The sequence below is a fragment of the Nocardioides sp. NPDC023903 genome, assembly GCF_040639295.1.
GTDB lineage: Bacteria > Actinomycetota > Actinomycetes > Propionibacteriales > Nocardioidaceae > Nocardioides.
Window position 1 is genome coordinate 23463 of record NZ_JBEZZS010000031.1, and the last position, 16803, is coordinate 40265.

15 protein-coding genes and 1 tRNA gene are annotated in these 16803 nt (G+C 70.3%); 4 read left to right on the forward strand and 12 right to left on the reverse strand.

Annotation, left to right across the window (positions count from 1 at the left end; translation table 11 throughout):
- Positions 1–104: 104 nt before the first annotated feature.
- Positions 105–1358: an MFS transporter gene (locus AB0F44_RS24140; RefSeq protein ID WP_357359204.1), complete on the forward strand. Its 1254-nt coding sequence runs from the start codon at positions 105–107 to the stop codon at positions 1356–1358.
- Here the strand turns inward: AB0F44_RS24140 and AB0F44_RS24145 are convergent.
- Positions 1355–2257, reverse strand: coding sequence for a type II CAAX endopeptidase family protein (locus AB0F44_RS24145; protein WP_357359205.1), 903 nt, complete (start codon positions 2255–2257; stop codon positions 1355–1357). The genes AB0F44_RS24140 and AB0F44_RS24145 overlap by 4 nt on opposite strands.
- Before the next feature lie 148 nt (positions 2258–2405).
- Between AB0F44_RS24145 and AB0F44_RS24150 the strand changes: the two genes are divergently transcribed.
- On the forward strand, positions 2406–3656 hold the full coding sequence (locus AB0F44_RS24150) for a histidine kinase (RefSeq protein ID WP_357359206.1): 1251 nt from the start codon (positions 2406–2408) through the stop codon (positions 3654–3656).
- On the forward strand, positions 3653–4312 hold the full coding sequence (locus tag AB0F44_RS24155; protein ID WP_357359207.1) for a response regulator transcription factor: 660 nt from the start codon (positions 3653–3655) through the stop codon (positions 4310–4312). The genes AB0F44_RS24150 and AB0F44_RS24155 overlap by 4 nt, the downstream gene beginning before the upstream one ends.
- A 9-nt stretch (positions 4313–4321) precedes the next feature.
- Here the strand turns inward: AB0F44_RS24155 and AB0F44_RS24160 are convergent, their stop codons facing one another.
- The 5 genes from AB0F44_RS24160 to AB0F44_RS24180 all read right to left on the reverse strand — a co-directional run bounded on the left by AB0F44_RS24160 (position 4322) and on the right by AB0F44_RS24180 (position 9682).
- Positions 4322–4939 carry a response regulator transcription factor gene (locus AB0F44_RS24160; RefSeq protein WP_357359208.1) on the reverse strand — a complete coding sequence of 206 codons (618 nt, stop codon included), beginning with the start codon at positions 4937–4939 and terminating at the stop codon, positions 4322–4324.
- Positions 4936–6186 carry a sensor histidine kinase gene (locus tag AB0F44_RS24165; RefSeq protein ID WP_357359209.1) on the reverse strand — a complete coding sequence of 417 codons (1251 nt, stop codon included), beginning with the start codon at positions 6184–6186 and terminating at the stop codon, positions 4936–4938. The genes AB0F44_RS24160 and AB0F44_RS24165 overlap by 4 nt, the downstream gene beginning before the upstream one ends.
- Complete coding sequence (locus tag AB0F44_RS24170) at positions 6183–8261, reverse strand: MMPL family transporter (RefSeq protein ID WP_357359210.1); 2079 nt, start codon at positions 8259–8261, stop codon at positions 6183–6185. The genes AB0F44_RS24165 and AB0F44_RS24170 overlap by 4 nt, the downstream gene beginning before the upstream one ends.
- Positions 8262–8438: 177 nt before the next feature.
- Complete coding sequence (locus tag AB0F44_RS24175) at positions 8439–8684, reverse strand: hypothetical protein (RefSeq protein WP_357359211.1); 246 nt, start codon at positions 8682–8684, stop codon at positions 8439–8441.
- 65 nt (positions 8685–8749) lie between these two features.
- Positions 8750–9682, reverse strand: coding sequence for a LysR family transcriptional regulator (locus tag AB0F44_RS24180; protein ID WP_357359212.1), 933 nt, complete (start codon positions 9680–9682; stop codon positions 8750–8752).
- A 75-nt stretch (positions 9683–9757) separates the two neighbouring features.
- Between AB0F44_RS24180 and AB0F44_RS24185 the strand changes: the two genes are divergently transcribed.
- On the forward strand, positions 9758–11161 hold the full coding sequence (locus AB0F44_RS24185; RefSeq protein WP_357359213.1) for an MFS transporter: 1404 nt from the start codon (positions 9758–9760) through the stop codon (positions 11159–11161).
- 82 nt (positions 11162–11243) lie between these two features.
- Here AB0F44_RS24185 and AB0F44_RS24190 read toward each other — a convergent pair.
- The 6 genes from AB0F44_RS24190 to AB0F44_RS24215 all read right to left on the reverse strand — a co-directional run bounded on the left by AB0F44_RS24190 (position 11244) and on the right by AB0F44_RS24215 (position 16789).
- Positions 11244–11319: transfer RNA gene (locus AB0F44_RS24190), tRNA-Val, on the reverse strand.
- Positions 11320–11504: 185 nt separating this feature from the next.
- The gene (locus tag AB0F44_RS24195; protein WP_357359214.1) at positions 11505–11969 is read right to left on the reverse strand and encodes a peroxiredoxin; all 465 of its coding nucleotides are present in this window, start codon (positions 11967–11969) and stop codon (positions 11505–11507) included.
- The gene (locus AB0F44_RS24200; RefSeq protein ID WP_357359215.1) at positions 11966–13630 is read right to left on the reverse strand and encodes an AMP-binding protein; all 1665 of its coding nucleotides are present in this window, start codon (positions 13628–13630) and stop codon (positions 11966–11968) included. Before AB0F44_RS24200 ends, AB0F44_RS24195 begins: the two co-directional genes overlap by 4 nt.
- Positions 13631–13699: 69 nt before the next feature.
- Positions 13700–14113, reverse strand: coding sequence for a DUF3052 domain-containing protein (locus tag AB0F44_RS24205; RefSeq protein WP_008358178.1), 414 nt, complete (start codon positions 14111–14113; stop codon positions 13700–13702).
- Positions 14114–14245: 132 nt separating this feature from the next.
- Positions 14246–15805 (reverse strand): TIGR03767 family metallophosphoesterase, encoded by a 1560-nt coding sequence (locus AB0F44_RS24210; protein ID WP_357359216.1) that lies wholly within the window; start codon positions 15803–15805, stop codon positions 14246–14248.
- 84 nt (positions 15806–15889) lie between these two features.
- A complete protein-coding gene (locus AB0F44_RS24215) occupies positions 15890–16789 on the reverse strand; it encodes an endo-beta-N-acetylglucosaminidase H (RefSeq protein ID WP_357359217.1) in 900 nt (299 codons plus the stop codon).
- Between the last annotated feature and the right edge of the window lie 14 nt (positions 16790–16803).

Below are 16803 nucleotides of genomic sequence, written 5' to 3' on the forward strand. Positions count from 1 at the left end.
TGGTCTCCTTCGACACGGGGGGATTAGGTTAGGCGAACCTAAGTGAGGCTACCCTAAACGCGTCCCCGCCAGACAGGTGGGCCAGAGAGAGGACGATCACACCCGTGCCGCACTCCCCCACCCAGGCCACTCGCGTGCTCGCAGGCTTCGCCTTCGCCTCCCTGGGCAACGGCCTGACCCTTCCGTTCCTCTACGTCTACATGGCCCAGGTCCAGGACCTCGGGTCGTCGACCGCCGGCTGGATGTTCGCCTGGATGGGTCTGGTCGGCCTTGCGGCCGCCCCCGGCGTCGGAGCGCTCCTCGACCGCTTCGGGCCTCGCGCCGTCCTGCTCGGCGCGCTGATCGTGGAGGCCGTCTCGATCGGGTCGCTCGGCTTCGTCGACGGGACCGTGCCGACGATGGCGGTCCTGGCCGGCGTGGTCGTGGGCGCCTCTCCCCTGTGGCCCGGCACGACGACCCTGCTGGCCGGGATGGTTCCTGCCAGCGACCGCGAGCGGGCGTACGGCTTCGCCTTCCTGGGGCTGAACGTGGGCATCGGCGTGGGTGGCCTGGTCAGCGCGTTCCTCATCGACGTCGAGCGTCCGGAGACCTTCCAGGTGCTCTACCTGTGCGACGCCGTCGCCTATCTGGCCTACGCCGCGGTGCTGGCGTTCCTGGTCCGCTCCCCCGCTCGAGCCAGCGAGGACGAGGCCGACGACGGTGGGTCCTGGGGCGAGGTGCTGCGGGACCGGCGGGCGGTGGCCCTGGTCGGCTGCGGCGTGCTCGCGGTGACGTTCGGCTACGGGCAGCTCGAGGCCGGTGCGACCGCCTATGCCGTGGACGTGGCCGGGGTGCCGGCGACCGCGCTCGGCTGGGCCTTCGCCGCCAACGCTGCCGTGATCGTCTGCGGGCAGGTGATCCTGCTGCGGCTCACCTCCGGGTGGCGGCGTACGACCGCGCTGGCCTGCGCCGTGCTGACCTGGTCGCTGGCCTGGACCGTGCTCGCGGCCGCTGACCTGATGCCCGTCGCCGGCGCCGTGGCGGCCGTCGTGATCGGCCTGGCGATCTTCGGCCTCGGCGAGACGCTGTGGGCGCCGATCGTGACCGGCCTGGCCAACACCATCGCCCCCGACCACCTGCGCGGCCGCTACAACGCGTCCCTCGGTCTCACCCTGACCCTCGGCCAGATCCTCGGACCGGCGCTGACCGGTTCCCTGATCGGCAGCGGCCTCGGCCATCTGTGGGCGGTCGTCGTGATCGGCGGAACCCTCACCGCGGGCCTGGTGCTGACCCGGCTCCGATTCCTGCTCACCGCGGAAGAGGACGGTGCCCCGGAGGCCGAGAGCCTCCGGGAACCGGTCGAGGTGGCCGCCGACTAACGCCTCGCGTCGTAGCCGAGCCGCCCGCGCGTGGCGATGATGACGATGGCCGCGCCGATCCCCGCGGCGAGCAGCACCGCGAGCTGGAACCGGTCGGCGTCGACGCCCGGAAAGAGCTCGGTGGAGGCCACCGAGGCGTAGTTGTTGACGCTGGTGTGCAGGAGCATCGCCAGCGGCAGGCTCTGCCCGGTGCGGTTGAAGACCCAGGTCATCACAATCCCGAAGGTGACGCAGAAGGCCGCGAAGACGAGCGGCGCGTACCAGCGCACGTCCGGCCAGCCGGCCCAGTCGGTCAGGAAGAGCGGCATGTGCCACAGCGCCCAGATCGGGCCGAGCACGAACGAGGAGCCGAGCGGTCCGACCTTCCGCTGCAGCCGGGGCAGGGCGAAGTCGCGCCAGCCCGGCTCCTCGGCGAGGCCGGTGGTGATCATCTGCAGGATGAGGCCCGGGACGTACGCCACCAGCACGAACAGCCACGCCTGCGACGGCGCCGCCATCTGCCCACCGACGGCCTGGGTCGCGATGATGATCGTGGCCGGCACGCCGATCAGGATTCCGGCGTACCAACGCCAGCTCGCCCGCCAGCGCCACATCCCGACCACCCAGGCCCGCAGGCCCGCCCGGCCGCCGACGATCCCGGTGACCAGCGCGGCGCTGCCGATCGGGCCGAGATACGCCCCCGGAAGCATCCCGAGGAGCTGGCCGCCGATCATGCCGCCGGGGAAGGTGAGGTCCCAGACGCCGAGGCCGCTGTTGGACAGGACGTACGGTGTCCAGGCGAGCCAGCTCGCCGCGAGGGCGAGCACGAAGAAGGTGGAGAGCTGGTGACGGCGTACGAATCCTCGTAGGCCTTGGTCCGGTTCGGTCACCGGCTGGGCCACTGGCTGGGTCGTGGTCATGGTCGTTCCCTTTCGGCGGGGGTCGCTTTCCTGGCGGACCTGAACCTATGAACGGGACCGAACCGGTCGCGCCTGGCAAAAGAGCGAACCTTCGCACTTGCATCGAAAGATGCTGGCGACCGGGACCGGTTGCGGAAAGGATGATGGCGTGAGCGACGAGACGACCCGAATGGTGCCGCGACTGATCCCTCCCGTGGTGGTCTGGCTGGTCACCACCGCGCTGCTGGTCGCCGCGCCGAGCCTCGACTCGGCCGACGCCGAGATCGGCGGGAGCCCTGCGCTCGGCAGCGGTGGCTGGTGGGTCGCGCTGGTGGTGCTCACCGCTCAGGCGGCGGTGCTCCTCGAGCGGCGCTCGCGGCCGTTGGCGGTGCTGCTGGTCGTGGCCGCCGCCTCGGTCGTGCTGGCGATCAGCGGCGCAGGCGACGCCACCAGCCTCGCCTCGGCGGCCGTGCTGGTCGCGGTGTGGTCGGCCGTGACCTCGGTGTCCCTCCCCCGCCGGGCCCAGCCACTCGCTGGGGCGCTGACCGGCGCCGGGCTGCTGGTCGCGCTCGGCACCTGCCTGAGCCAGACGAGCATCGGCCTCCCGGTCGGCACCGCGGTCCTGGCCGGCCTCGTCCAGGGTGCGGGCGTGATCGCCGCTCCGGCGCTGCTCGCGGCCACCGTGCGCGCACGTCGCGACGCGCGGTCGGCCCGTACCGACCTCGCGGACGCCGTCGACCGCGAGCAGTCCGCCCAGATCGCCGCGGCGATCGCGGAGGAGCGTACGGCGATGGCCCGCGAGCTCCACGACATCGCCGCCCACCACCTGACCGGCATCGCGGTGATGACCGGCGCGGTCGAGCGGCAGATCGACACCGACCCGGCGGGCGCGAAGGAGTCCGTACGCCAGGTCCGCACCCAGAGCACCGCGATGCTGCGCGAGCTGCGTGGGCTGGTCACGCTGCTGCGGAGCCCGGGGCAGGCCGAGGAGGCGAGCGGGCACGAGCGGCTGTCCGAACTGGCCTCGCTGGTCGAGGATGCCCGTCGTACCGGGCTCGAAGTGTCGCTCTCCACCCTGGGGGCAGACTCCGTCACCGAGACCGTCGGGCCGCTCGCCCAGCTCTCCGCCTATCGCACCGTGCAGGAGTGCCTCGCCAACGCCGCCCGGCACGCGCCGGGGGCCCGATGCGAGGTGGTCCTGGACGCCCGGGATCCGGCCGAGGTGGTGGTGACGGTGCGCAACGGACCGCCGGCGGTCACGCCCGTTGGGACGCCGCGCCGGCGGGGACTGGGTCTGGTCGGCATGCAGGAGCGCGCCGACCTGACCGACTCGACCCTCGAGGCCGGACCGACCACAGAGGGCGGCTGGCAGACGCGGCTGCGGATCCCCGCCGCCGCGACAGCGGAGGTGGCCGGATGATCAGGGTCGTGGTCGCCGACGACCAGCCGCTGGTGCGTGCCGGGCTGCGTACGCTGCTGGAGACCGAGCCCGACATCGAGGTCGTCGCGGTGGCCGAGGACGGCGCAGAAGCGGTCGAACGGGCGCTTGCGCTGCGGCCCGACGTGGTCTGCATGGACATCCGAATGCCCGGCCGTGACGGCATCAGCGCCACCCGCGAGCTCTGCGGTCCCGACGTCGCCGAGCCGATCCCGGTGCTCGTCCTGACCACCTTCGACATCGACGACTACGTCTTCGGCGCCCTCGAGGCCGGCGCCTCCGGCTTCCTCCTCAAGGACGCCGACCCCGATGCCATCGTCGCCGCCGTACGCTCCGTCGCTGCCGGCCACGGCACCCTCGACACCTCGCTGACCCGCCGCGTTCTCCGCGAGATCGTCACCCGGAGACGTACGCAGCCCGTGACCGCCGCCCGCGCCAGCGAGGTCCTCACCACGCGCGAGCTCGACATCCTGCTCCATCTGGCCGAGGGCATGTCCAACGAGGAGATCGCCCAGGCGCTCGTCCTCGAGGTCTCCACGGTCAAGTCCCACCTGGCCCGGATGATGCCGAAGCTCGGCGTGAAGTCGCGCCTCCAGGCCGCCGTGTGGGCGTACCAGTCGGGACTCGTCGAGACCTGAGGGGCCGCGTCAGATCAGGCCGGTCTCCTGCGCGACGTGGATGGCGCGGGAGCGGCTGTCGACGTCGAGCTTGGTGAAGATGTGCGCGAGGTGGCTCTTCACGGTGGCCTCGGTGACGAAGAGCGTGCGCGCGATCTCCTTGTTGGTCGCGCCTCTGGCGAGGTGTCGGAGCACCTCGATCTCGCGATCGGTGAGCCGGGGCAGCGGGCTGCGCATGCCCTTGAGCACCCGGGTGGCCAGGTCCGGAGCAAGGACCATGTCGCCGGCGGCGGCCCGGTGGATGCCCTGGACGATGAGCTCAGGGTCGACGTCCTTGAGCAGGTAGCCGGCGGCACCCGCCTCGATCGCACCGAGCACCTCGGCGTCGCGGTCGAAGGTGGTCAGGATCAGCACGGCGGGCGCCGGATCGAGGGCGCGCAGCGCAACCGTGGTCCGGATGCCGTCGATCCCGCTCCCCAGACGCAGGTCGCACAGCACGACGTCGGGACGGAGGTGGCCGGCGAGGAGGATCGCCTCTTCGCCGGTGGCGGCCTCGCCGACGACCGTCAGCGCGTCGCCCGCCTCGATCACGGCGCGCAGCCCGCTGCGTACGACCGGGTGGTCGTCGACGAGGAGCACCGTGGTCATCGTGACCCCTCGATGTGGATCGGAAGATGTGCGGAGACAGCGGTGCCCTCACCGGGCGTGCTCTCCACGTCGAGTCCACCTCCGAGCTCGCGAAGACGGGCACGCATGAAACGCAGGCCATAGCTGGACGAGCCGGCATCGGCGTCCTGCTCCCAGGCGGCGACATCGAACCCGTCGCCATCATCGCTGATGTCCAGGCGCACCGAGTCACCGTCGTCGATCAGCGTGAGGACGACCCGGGTCGCCCCGGCGTGGAGGCGTACGTTGGAGAGGGCCGACTGAGCGGTGCGGAGCAGCGCGACCTCGACCTCGGTGCGCAGCAGCGGGAGCGTGTCGTCGACATGGAGCTCGACGTGCAGCCCGGCCTCGTCCTTCGTGCGGTCGAGCATGCGCCGAAGCGCGGAGGCGAGGGCGGCGTCCTCGAGCTCGGCCGGTGCCAGGGCCTCGACGATCCGGCGTACGTCCGCGAGGCTGTCGCCCGCCAGCGCCTCGACCTGTGCGAAGGTGCGCGAGGACTCGGGGTCCGTGGTGCGGTTGCCGCCGGCGTGGGTGAGGAGCCGGATCGAGGAGAGCGCCTGCGCGATAGTGTCGTGGATGTCTCGGGAGATCCGGGTGCGTTCGGCGATGGCTCCGGAGTGGCGCTGGGCGAGCAGGAGCTCGTCCTGCAGCTCGGCCATCTCCTGCTGGGCCTTCCGCAGGGACGTCACGAGCCGTTCTCGCTCGGCGGCGTCGCGGAGGAGCTGCAGGTATCCGCGGGAGATGCCGAACGCGAAGATCCCGCCGATGAGCGGTCCGAAGACGTCCGCGTAGCTGGTCGTGCCACGGTGCAGGATCGGGGCGACGATCACCACCACGAGGATCGCCGCCGAGAAGACCAGGCCCCAGCGCAGCGGCAGCAGGTGGCCGGCGAGCAGCCACAGCAGGAACGCGAGCCAGACGAACTCGTCCGAGACCGCGACCGCGGCGACCCAGATCAGCGCGAAGCCGAGCAGCCACCACACCGGGAGACGCGGCGAGCTAGTCCTGACCGGCAGGATCGTGCCGGCGGTGTGCCACCCGAGGATCGCCAGCCCCGAGACGATCGCGGCAGGAAGCGGCACCCCGTCGCCAATCGCCCTGCTGACGCCGATCGCCGTCAGCACGACCGCGATGACGTGCTGCCCGATCTCCATCGCCCGCACCGTCGAGGCGGCCGGGGCCTGACGCGAGACGCCGGGCTGCCGCAACGGCGCGTGTACGACACTCATGTGCTCGATTCTCCCCCGGCCCGCAGTCGTCCCGGCCACCAGATGCGGTCGCCCACCAGGGCGAAGATCGCCGGCACGATCACCGTACGCACCACCAGGGTGTCCACGAGCACGCCCACACCGACGATCAGGCCCAGCTGTCCGAGAGTGACCAGCGGCAGCACACCGAGGGCGGCGAAGACCCCGGCGAGGACGATGCCGGCGCTGGTGATCACGCCGCCGGTGTGGGCGACCGCCTCGACCACGCCCTTTCGGGTGCCGAGTTGCGCCGCCTCGGCGCGGGCCCGATGGACGAGGAAGATCGTGTAGTCGATTCCGAGCGCGACCAGGAACAGGAACGCCAGGATCGGCACCTGCAGGTCGAGCGCCTGCTGGTCGAAGAGGACGCGGCTCAGCCATGCGCCGGCGCCGATCGCGGCGACTGCGCTGGCGAGATTGACCAGGAGCAGCAGTCCGGGTGCCACCAGCGAACGCAGCAGGACCAGGAGCACGAGGAAGCTCACCGCGAGCACCAGCGGCGCGATCAGCAGCAGATCGTCCTCGCTCCCCTCGGCGGCATCCAGCTCGGTCGCGACCGCACCGCCGACGAGAGCATCCGCGATCGGGTGGACCGCTTCCCGCAGGTCGGCGATCTGGTCGAGACTGCGCTCGGTGCCCGGCGAGTAGTCGCTGGTCACCATGATCTTCGTCAAGGAGCCGTCGTCGGTCACCCCGGCCGTCTGGGCACGCACCACGCCCTCCACGTCACTCGCGGCCGAGGCCACCTCGGCGGCCGCCTTGGTTTCGGCGAGGATGTAGATCGGCTGGGCCTCACCCGGCGGGAAGTGCGCCGAGAGCGTCTCGAGACCGGCAGCCGATTCGGACTGCACCCGGAACTTCTCGATCTGATCGAGCCCGACCGACGTACTGGAGAGGCCGGATGCCATCACCGCGAGCAGCACGAGCCCGCCCAGCAGGCTCGCCACCGGACGCTTCACCACCCGTGACGCGACCGCGCGCCACGTCCGTCCCTGCTCACGTGACTCACCCGGGCGCGGGACGAACGGCCAGAACAGGCGCCGCCCGCACACCGCCAGGGCCGGCGGCAGCACGAACAGCACCGCGACGACGGCGATCAGCAGACCGATCGCCGCCGGAACCCCCAGCCCCCGGGTCATCGGGATCGTGGCCAGGACCAGCGTCAGCAGCGCGAGCACCACCGTCAGGTTGGAGGCGAGGATCGCGAGCACCGTCCTCCGCCAGGCCGTGCTCAGCGCCAGCCGGTCGTCCTCGGTCCGCTGCAGCTCCTCCCGGTATCGCGAGATCAACAGCAGCGCGTAGTTGGTCCCCGCGCCGAACACGAGGACGCTGACGACGCCGGCGTCGAACCCGAAGTCCCAAAGAGCTCCCGCCGCCGCGGTGACGCGCCCGGCGAGCGCGTCGGCGAGGGCGACCACGATCAGGGGGATCAGCCACAGCACCGGCGAGCGGTAGGTGATGATCAGCAGCACCGCCACGATCAGGACCGTCACCAGCAGCAGCGTGAGGTCGGCGCCGTCGAAGGCAGCGGCCGCATCGGCCCCGAATGCCGGCCCGCCCGTCACCTGCAGGGTGAGCCCGTCGGGCGTCTGCGTCGCGATGTCGGTACGCAGCGCCTTGACCACCCCCGCCGTCTCGGCGTTGTCGGCGCCGACCGTGATCGGCAGGGCGAGAGCCGCTGCCTTCCCGTCCTCGCTGACCATCGGACCGGCGGAGCCCGGCGCGGCCTGCGCACCGACCAGGACGCCGAGCCGCTCGAGACCGTCGAGATCGCCGCCGGATAGAGCACCCTCGTCGTCCCGGGAAGCGACGACGAGCACGGACTGCCGATCCGCACCGGGGAACTCCGCCAGCAGCTCGCCCACCCGCGTCGACTCCGAGGCCGCCGGCGCCTGCCCGGTCTGCGCCGGGGCCTCCGCCCCGGCGAAGGCCCCGAAGAGCACCCCCATCACGACCACGGCGACACCGAGCGCCACCCAAGCACCACGGCGCGAGGTCAACCTGTCTGCGACATGCGGACGAGCACCCGACCGCGTACGAACCAGAGAATCTGCCATGCCGACAACTCCACCAGCGGCGTCGTCTCAGATCATCGCGAACGAGACTGAGGCAGGAATCATCCAAAAGGACGATGCCCGCTGCCCGGAAGACCCTCCAGGACCGTTGTCAGCGTCGGCCCAGACCCGCACGCACTCGCTCTTCGTCCGTCGATGCCGAACCGACGGCGATTACGTTCAGGCCTGGTCGCCCTCCCAGACGAGCGGTTCACGAATCCGGAGTGGGGCGGTGAACCCGACGCGGCGCACGGGGTCGAACTCGGTCTCGGTCGCGGAGTCGTCGGTGTGGACCCGGTCTGGGCCACCGGAGTGGCTGACCGAGGTCTCGGGAAGGGCAACGTCGTGGTGGAGGACCTCAACGGTTCCGTCGAAGTAGCCCCGTGGCGAGGCGTCCTGTCGTCCGGCGATGTTCCGACCTGCCATGCAGGCCATGATGGCACCGCGCGATCCGGCGGCGCACGGATTTCACGCAGGAAGCCCCCCGCGGCTCACCCGCCCAGGGGCCGCAGACCGATCTCGGTGAGTCGCCGGCCTCGACGCCGGAGCAGGTCCTGGAAGGCGGCCGCGAGCGTCGACGGACGGCGGTCGAGCCAGCAGGCGCCGATGTGACGTACGGCCTCCGGATTCGTCAACGGCACCTCGACACAGCCCGCGGCCCCGTGCGGGTCCCGGGGTGCCAGGCTCACACCGAGCCCGGCCGAGACGAGTCCTCGGAGCGTGGCGAGGTCGTCGCCCTCGAAGCCGATCGTGGGCGTGACGCCGCTGGCCTGAGCCAGACCCTCGAGCAGCGTACGCATCCCATAGCCGCGCTTCATGCAGATGAACGTCTCCGCGGCGGCCTCCTCGAAGCTCACCCGGGCACGTGTCGACAGCCGGTGCCCGGTCGGTACGACCAGGACCAGGGGCTCGGTGTGCAGCCGCCACTGGCGCATGCCGGAGCCCTCCTCGAGCGGCGAGATCAGCGCGACCTCGGCGGTGCCGTCGACAACCGCCTCCAGGCACCGCGGACGCGAGGTCTGGATCAGGTCGACGGACGTGCCCGGATACTCCTGGAGAAACGCCTTGACCAGCGCCGGCACGACACGCTCGCCGAGCGTGCTCTGGAACGCGAGGGCGATCCGTCCGCGGGCGCCTGACTCCTGGGCCTGCACCGCCTCGATGCCCGCAGTGGCCGCCGCGACCGCGGCGGCGGCGTGCGGGGCCAGCGCCTCCCCCGCCCTGGTGAGCCGCAGACCTCGCCCGTGCCGCTCGACCACGTCGACGCCGAGCTCGCGACCGAGGCGCGCGAGCATGCGGCTCACCGTGGGCTGCGGCATCTGCAGCAGATCGGCGGCGGCAAGCGTCTGACCCGTCTCGGCCAGGGCGGCGAGCGCCGGGAGCATCGGCAGGACGTTTCGTGCGGTTGCATCCACAGCCAACATCGTATGCGGATCAGCATTCTTTGCGCATCACTGATGCATTGGACGCACGGTTTCTGGCTCCTTAGCGTGACGAGGGTGAGCGAGCAGGCTGCGACCGACCCGGGACATCGACGCGTGCTGGTCGCGCTGGTCGCGATCGGGATGACGACGTTCGTACAGCTCTACTATCCCCAGGCGCTGATCCCGGCGATCAGCCGTGACTTCGCGGTCGATGCCTCGCAGGCCGCCCTGACCGTCTCCGGCGCGACGATCGGGCTCGCCGTCGCCGCGCTCGGATGGTCGTGGATCGCCGGCCGGATCGGCCGAGCCAGGGCGATGACGATCGCCATCGTCGCCGCGGCGGCCATCGGGCTGGTCCTCCCGCTCGTGACCTCGTTCCCCGTCCTCGTCCTCCTCCGCGTCGCACAGGGCATCGCCCTGGGCGGCACCCCGGCGCTCGCCCTCGCCTACCTCGCCGAGCAGGTCAGCCGACGCGACGCGATGGCCGCGGGCGCGACGTACATCTCCGGCACCGTCGTCGGCGGCCTCGTCGGACGGCTGATCGCCGCGCCGATCGCCGACGTGAGCGACTGGCGCGTCGCGGCTCTCGTGGCCGGAGTCGTCAGCGCCCTCGGCGCTGCCATCGCGGTCACCACCCTGCCTCGCGAGCGCCCACGCCCGGCGAAAGCACGGCCGCGGCCCATCGGCGTGTGGCCAGGGATGGTCGCCAACCTCACCAACCCCGGCCAGCTAGCGCTCTACGCACAGGCGTTTCTCCTCATGGGCGCGCAGGTGGCGGTCTTCAACTACCTCGGCTACCGACTCGAGCTGGAGCCGTTCGACCTGCCACCAGCGCTGACCGCGGTGATCTTCCTGGCCAGCCTCTCCGGTGCCGTCTCGGCCCGGCTCGCAGCCACGCTCGCCGGACGCTTCGGCCGCAGACGCGTACTCCTCGCCTCATCGCTGACCATGGTCGCCGGAGCCGCGATGACGATCCCCGACCGACTGCCCTCGGTGCTGCTCGGCTTGCTGCTGTTCACGACGGCCTACTTCTCCGCGCACTCGATCGCATCGGGCTGGGTAGGCCCGATGGCAACCAGTGGCATCGCCCAGGCCACCTCTCTCTACACGCTCTTCTACTACGCCGGCTCCAGCCTCTTCGGCTGGCTCGGCGGCCTCGCCTTCGCCGCCGGCTGGACCGGCACCGCATGCATGGTCATCGCGATCACCCTCATCGCGTTCGCCGCCGCCCGCACGCTGCCCCCATCCTCGTCACGGCCAAGAACTGGCTCGAGATGGAGGAGACACGCTGACCTACTTGGCTCGTCGGAGCTGGTGCCGGATGAGAAGCACGATCAGGACGAGCGCGACGGCGAGGCCGGCAAAGAGCGTGGCTGCGACGACGAGGCCGAGCAGCCATTCGGGCACGGGCGGCGTCAACGGCGAGGGCTCGGACATGGGCGGAACGGTAGCCGCTCGGTGGGGTCCAGGTTGCAGTAACGGATGATTGCGTCAAGCAGCTCATCCGTCCGGCGACGATGAGGACGATGACGAAACAGGGTCCTGACCTGGCGAAACAAGGTGGTGGACGCAGAGGGACTCGAACCCCCGACATCCTCCTTGTAAGGGAGGCGCTCTACCAACTGAGCTATGCGTCCGAAGCGCCCCAAGAGTACGCGATCAGGGGCGGGCCAGAGAAACCGGGCCGTAAATGGAAGTTGAGCCGCTGACGTCTCGGGTCATCAGCGGCTCAACAACTCAAGAGTAGATCCCACCCAGGGCATAGGAAAAGGCATGTAACCAGCCTGTTAACGGACCTTTGATGACCCGTAAACTACTTCCCTCACACCGCCGCGTGGAGCTGCCGGAGATGCTCGTCGAGGTCGCGGCCGTCGGCGTTGTCGTTGTGTACGGCCCACCGCACCACGCCCGACTTGTCGATGATGTAGGAGGACCGTCGCGGGGCGCCGGTGCGGTCGTTGAAGACGTCGTAGGCCTGGGTGACCTCACCGTGCGGCCAGAAGTCGGAGAGCACCGAGAAGTTGAGCCGGTCGGTGTCGGCGAACTGCCGCATCGCGTACACCGGGTCGCACGAGATCGCCAGGACCTCGGTGTCGAAGGTGACGAACTCGTCGAGCCGGTCGCGCAGGCCGCTCATCTCGCCGGTGCACACGCCGGAGAAGGCGAACGGGAAGAAGAAGATCGCCACCGCCTTCTTGCCGTGGAAGTCCGAGAGGGTGACGTCGGCGCCGAACTGGTCGCGCAACGTGAAGTCCGGAGCCGGACCACCGATCTCAAGTCCACTCACTGCCCTGCCGCCCTCTCGCCGTTCGATCCCGCCGCCTCGATGTCCCAGGTGGCCAGCTCGCGACGGAGCACCTTGCCGGTCGCGTTGCGCGGCAGAGCGTCGGTCACGACGATCTCGCGCGGCACCTTGAAGCGAGCCAGATTCTCCTTGACCCAGTCCTTCAATGCCGCATCGACGTCGCCGTCGGCGCCAGGAACCAGCACCACGAACCCGCGCAGCCGCTTGCCGAAGTCGGCGTCGTCGACCCCGACACAGGCAGCGTCAGCGACGAGCGGGTGGCGGATGAGGCAGTCCTCGACCTCCTGCGGGAAGACGTTCTCGCCGCCGGAGACGATCATGTCGTCGTCGCGACCCTCGACGTAGAGCCGGCCGTCGGACCCGAACCGCCCGACGTCTCCGGTGGCCATCAGACCGTCGACGACCTCCTTGCCGCCGCCGCTGGTGTAGCCCTCGAAGAGGAGGCCGTTGCCGACGAAGATCCGGCCGGCCTCACCGTCGGGCACCGGGACGCCGTCACCGTCGAGGATCTTCATCTGTGTGCCCCAGGGAATCTTGCCGGCCGAGGTCGGCGCCTCCCGCAGGTCGACGGGGTCGGCGATCGAGGCGTAGGAGACCTCGGTCGAGCCGTAGATGTTGTAGAGGCTGTCGCCGAACCGGTCCATCCACTCCAGCGCGAGATCGCCGGGAAGTGCCGAGCCCGAGGACGCGACGGCCTTCAGCCGGGAAGCGATCCCCTCGAGGTCGTACGCAGCCAGCGTCTCCTCCGGCAGCGACAGGATCCGCTGCATCATGACCGGGATGACCACGAGCGAGTCGGCCTGGTTCTCGGCGAGGGTCGCCAGCGCGTCCTCCGGATCGAACCGGCGGCGCAGGATCATGGTGGTGCCGAGCAGTTCGGCGAAGAGCAGGTGGGCGAGCCCCCAGGTGTGGAAGAGCGGCGCAGCGATGAAGCACCTCCACCCGTCCTTCATCGGCATCCGCGACATCAGCGCGACGGCGGCATCGAACCCAGCCTCCGGACGCGGCGCCGACTTGGGCGCCCCCGTCGTGCCGGAGGTCAGGATCACGATCCGCCCGTGCCTCTTCGGCGGCGACACCGGCCGCGCATCGCCGTGGACCAGCGACTCGAGCGTCGCACCAGGGTCCGATGAGTCGACCCACGCGACCAGTCGCTCGGCCGAGGCCGCCGAGGACAGTAGCCCGGTGAACTCCTCGTCGTGGATGATCAGGGCGGGCTTGTCCCGCTCCAGCACCCCGACGAGCTGCGGACCGGCGAAGGCGGTGTTGAGGTAGAGCACATCGGCGCCCAGCTTCGCGACCGCCAGGGTCGCGTCGACGAAACCGCGGTGGTTGCGGCACATGATCGCGACCCCGTCGCCCTCACCGATCCCCCGGGCCGCCAGGGCCCGGGCGATCGCATTGGAGCGGCGGTCGAGGTCGGCGTACGTCAACGATCCGAGCTCATCGATGAGCGCGGTTCGCCGCGGGTAGCGGTGCGCGAGGCCGATGAATCCTCCGGCCGGCCCGGTGCCCCAGCGCGCGAGCGCCAGACCGGTCCGTGCGAGCCCGAGAGGGTTGACCGGCCGGACGATGCCGGAGCCGGCCAGGATCATCGCCGCGGATCCGGCGGTGCGCGCCTTGGCAGCCGTAGTCGAGAACACCGTTGGAAGTCTAGCCAGGCTCACGCTAGGTCTCCTGTGGGTGTCCAGCGGCCCCGAGAATGCCGCCCATCAGACAGGTGTCTTCGGCGCCAGCAGACGCGTCGCGGCCCAGTCCTTGCTCACAGATGCGGTGGTGGTCTGGGACAGTCCGGCGATCGGCGCGGCCTCGGCGATGTCGGCCGGGTCGACCGCACCAGGGCGGCCCACCTTCGGCGTCAGCAACCAGATGACACCACCTCCGACGAGGTCGGTCAGCGCGTCGACGAGACCGTCGACGAGGTCGCCGTCGTCGTCGCGCCACCACAGCAGCACGGCGTCGACCACGTTGCCGTAGTCGCCGTCGACCAGGTCCGCGTCGACGGAATCTTCGATGGCGACCCGCAGCTCGTCATCAGTATCGTTGTCCCAGCCCAGTTCCTGGATGACCATGCCGGACTTGAGGCCCAGCCGGTCCGCAGGCCCTGTGGCTGCGGTCGAGCTCACGTGTCGTTCCTCCAAAAGCTTGATGTCCACGCCGCTTGCATGAACTTGGTTGGTGGTAGTCCAGCGGAGAACGCTGGTCCACGCAACCCCACCCGCCTGTCATTCGCTAGATAACGGCGTGTCGGAGGCCTTTCAGGCCCTCGGATCGAGCAGGTGGAGCAGTACGTTGCGATCCTGCGCCGTCCCTGCTGACGGGTGCTCGGCAAGGCGGATCTTCGGTCCCTGCCAGTCGTTGGCGGACAGCTCACGGGAGAGCGAGGCGAGGTGGCCGACCTCCTCGATCGAGCCGCTCCAGCGCGCCGGACCGGCGTGGTCGAGCATCGTGGTGGCGATGGTGAGCACGTCCCCGTCGGAGATGAGCTCGACGATCCGGCCCTGCTGCGGCCAGTCGATGAGGGACGGCGCGGTGACCTCCCACCAGGAGCCGCGAGGCCTCACCGACGTACGATGCGTGTGCCCGTTGAGCCAGAGCACGGCGCTCTCATGGCGTGAGACGGTCTGCTCGACCTCGTCACTGAGCACCCGCCGCTTGGCGCCGGCGCCGCTCATGTCGTTGACCAGCGAGGCCACGTCGTGGTGGCTGGCGATGACCGCGAGCCGCTCGTCATAGTCGGTGGAGGCGAGCACGGCGTCGAGCCACTCCAGCTGCTCTGCGTCGATCGATCCCTGGAAGCCGCCGGCCGGGTTGACCGTGTCGAGGACGACGAACGTGACCTCGTCGTTGACGTCGTAGCGGTAGTAGGGCTTGCCGCCGGCCTTGAAGCCGTGGCCCGGCGGCTTCGCCTCGTCGTGCACGTGGGAGTCGACGAACTCCTGCAGCGTCGTCTGCCGGCGACGCCGGTCGGGGGTCACCTCGTATGGCTCGAGCTCGGCCAGCATCCCGAGCGCCACCGGGTCGCCCGAGATCAGCCCGGCGATGAGCTTCGCCTTGGCCTCGTCGGTCCAGTGCTCGGGCATGGCGATCGCCTTCAGATCGCCGACCGCGATCTCACCGATGGCGGAGGTGCCCGGAACGGTGCCCTGCAGCAGCCCGTCGTGGTTGCCGTTGACGGCCAGCCACGGCACCTCCAGCCCGGGTGAATCGATCGCCTTGCGCACGGCCTTGAGCAGCCCTGGGACGAGCGGGAAGCCGTGGTCGCCCCGGCGCATGTCGTACGTCTCGCCCTGGGGGTGCCAGAAACGCTTGTCGGGCAGGTCGGCGACGCCTTCGTAGTGCAGCATGTCGCCGGAGTCCGGGGTCAGCCGGCCGCCGTCGAGCAGCGTCAGATACCAGTCGAGCTCGTTGTACTGCCCGTTGTCGGTGTTGTCGCCGGTCGCGATCGCCAGGTCGAGCGGGCCACCGCCGATGGGGCCCTCGGTGATCTCGTTGACCGCCTCGACCATCGCCGCGCCGACCTGCGCGGTCAGCAGTTCCTGGGCCCGGTACGTCCCGATCTCGTCGATCAGCTCGCGGGTCGTCGCGTCGGGGTCCATGAGCCGGTCCAGGACCTCGACCCGCGCCGGCGACTGGTGGTCGCAGATGTGCATGTCGGACAGGTGCGCGACGGTCAGCACCGGGTCGCCCAGATCCTCGGGCCTGCGGGCCAGATCGGTACGCGAGATGTGGCGCTCCTGGGGGCCTTCGGCCAGACGTACGTAGTTGCCCTTCCGGCCACCCGCGACGATCCGACCGCTCTCGCTCGTGACACCCATCTAAGCCGCCTCTTCTCCCTCACGACCGGCCGCCGCGTTCCGGGGGCGAACGATACTCCCAGAACGCGGCGGCCGGACCATGGGTCAGCCGGTGTAGACGGTCGCTTTGCCGTACAGGTTGCGGGTGACGGTGGAGAGGTAGGCGCTCGCGTCGGCGGAGCCGAGGTTGTAGGTGTTGAAGACGCCGTAACCCTGGGAGACGGTGCGAGAGGCGAGGCTGGCGGCGGTCGAGGAGGAGGTGCCCTGGATGTTGATGGCCGCGGGCGCCAGCGACGGCTTGCCGAGGCCGGGGACGTCGGGGACGCCCCAGGTGCCGTAGTAGGGGTTCCAGGCGTAGTCGAGGAGGTCACCGGCGTTGACCCCGCCGTAGGAGAGCCGCTCGGCGGTGGGGCCGATGAAGTAGAGCGTGATCAGCTTGTCGGGGATCCGTGAGCGCAGTGCCTCGAGCAGGTAGACGAAGGAGAAGTTGTTGGGCTGGCCGGTGCCGTTGGCGCCGTAGTTGGACCACTCGTCGTCGAAGTCGATCCCGTCGAGGCCGTAGCGGTTGACCACTTCCGCGAGCTGGTCTGCGAACGCCTCGGCAGCGGCACGGTCAGGGAAGTTGGCGAACCCGGCACCCTGGTGGTTGCCGAGCACCGAGAGCAGGATCTTGATGCCCTTGGCCTGGGCCGGGCGGATGTGTACGTCGGTGGCGTCGAGCTGCGCCTGCACCTGCGGGTTGTTGTAGAGGTAGGCCCGCTGGCCGTCGTAGTTGATGTTGGCGGCGAAGATCAGGCCGATGTCGAAGACGTTGCCGCCTCCGGCGAGCTCGTACTTGGCGACGTTGCCGACGCTGTAGTTGTTGACCTCGACATAGCCGGTCATCAGGGTCGGCGACGCGAGCGGGCGCGCCGCGTTCGCCGACGTGGCCAGGCCGGTGGCCGCGAGGCCGGCCGCTCCGGCACCGAGCAGCATGCGTCTGCGTGAGATGTGGGGAACTGACATGTGGCGGATCTCCT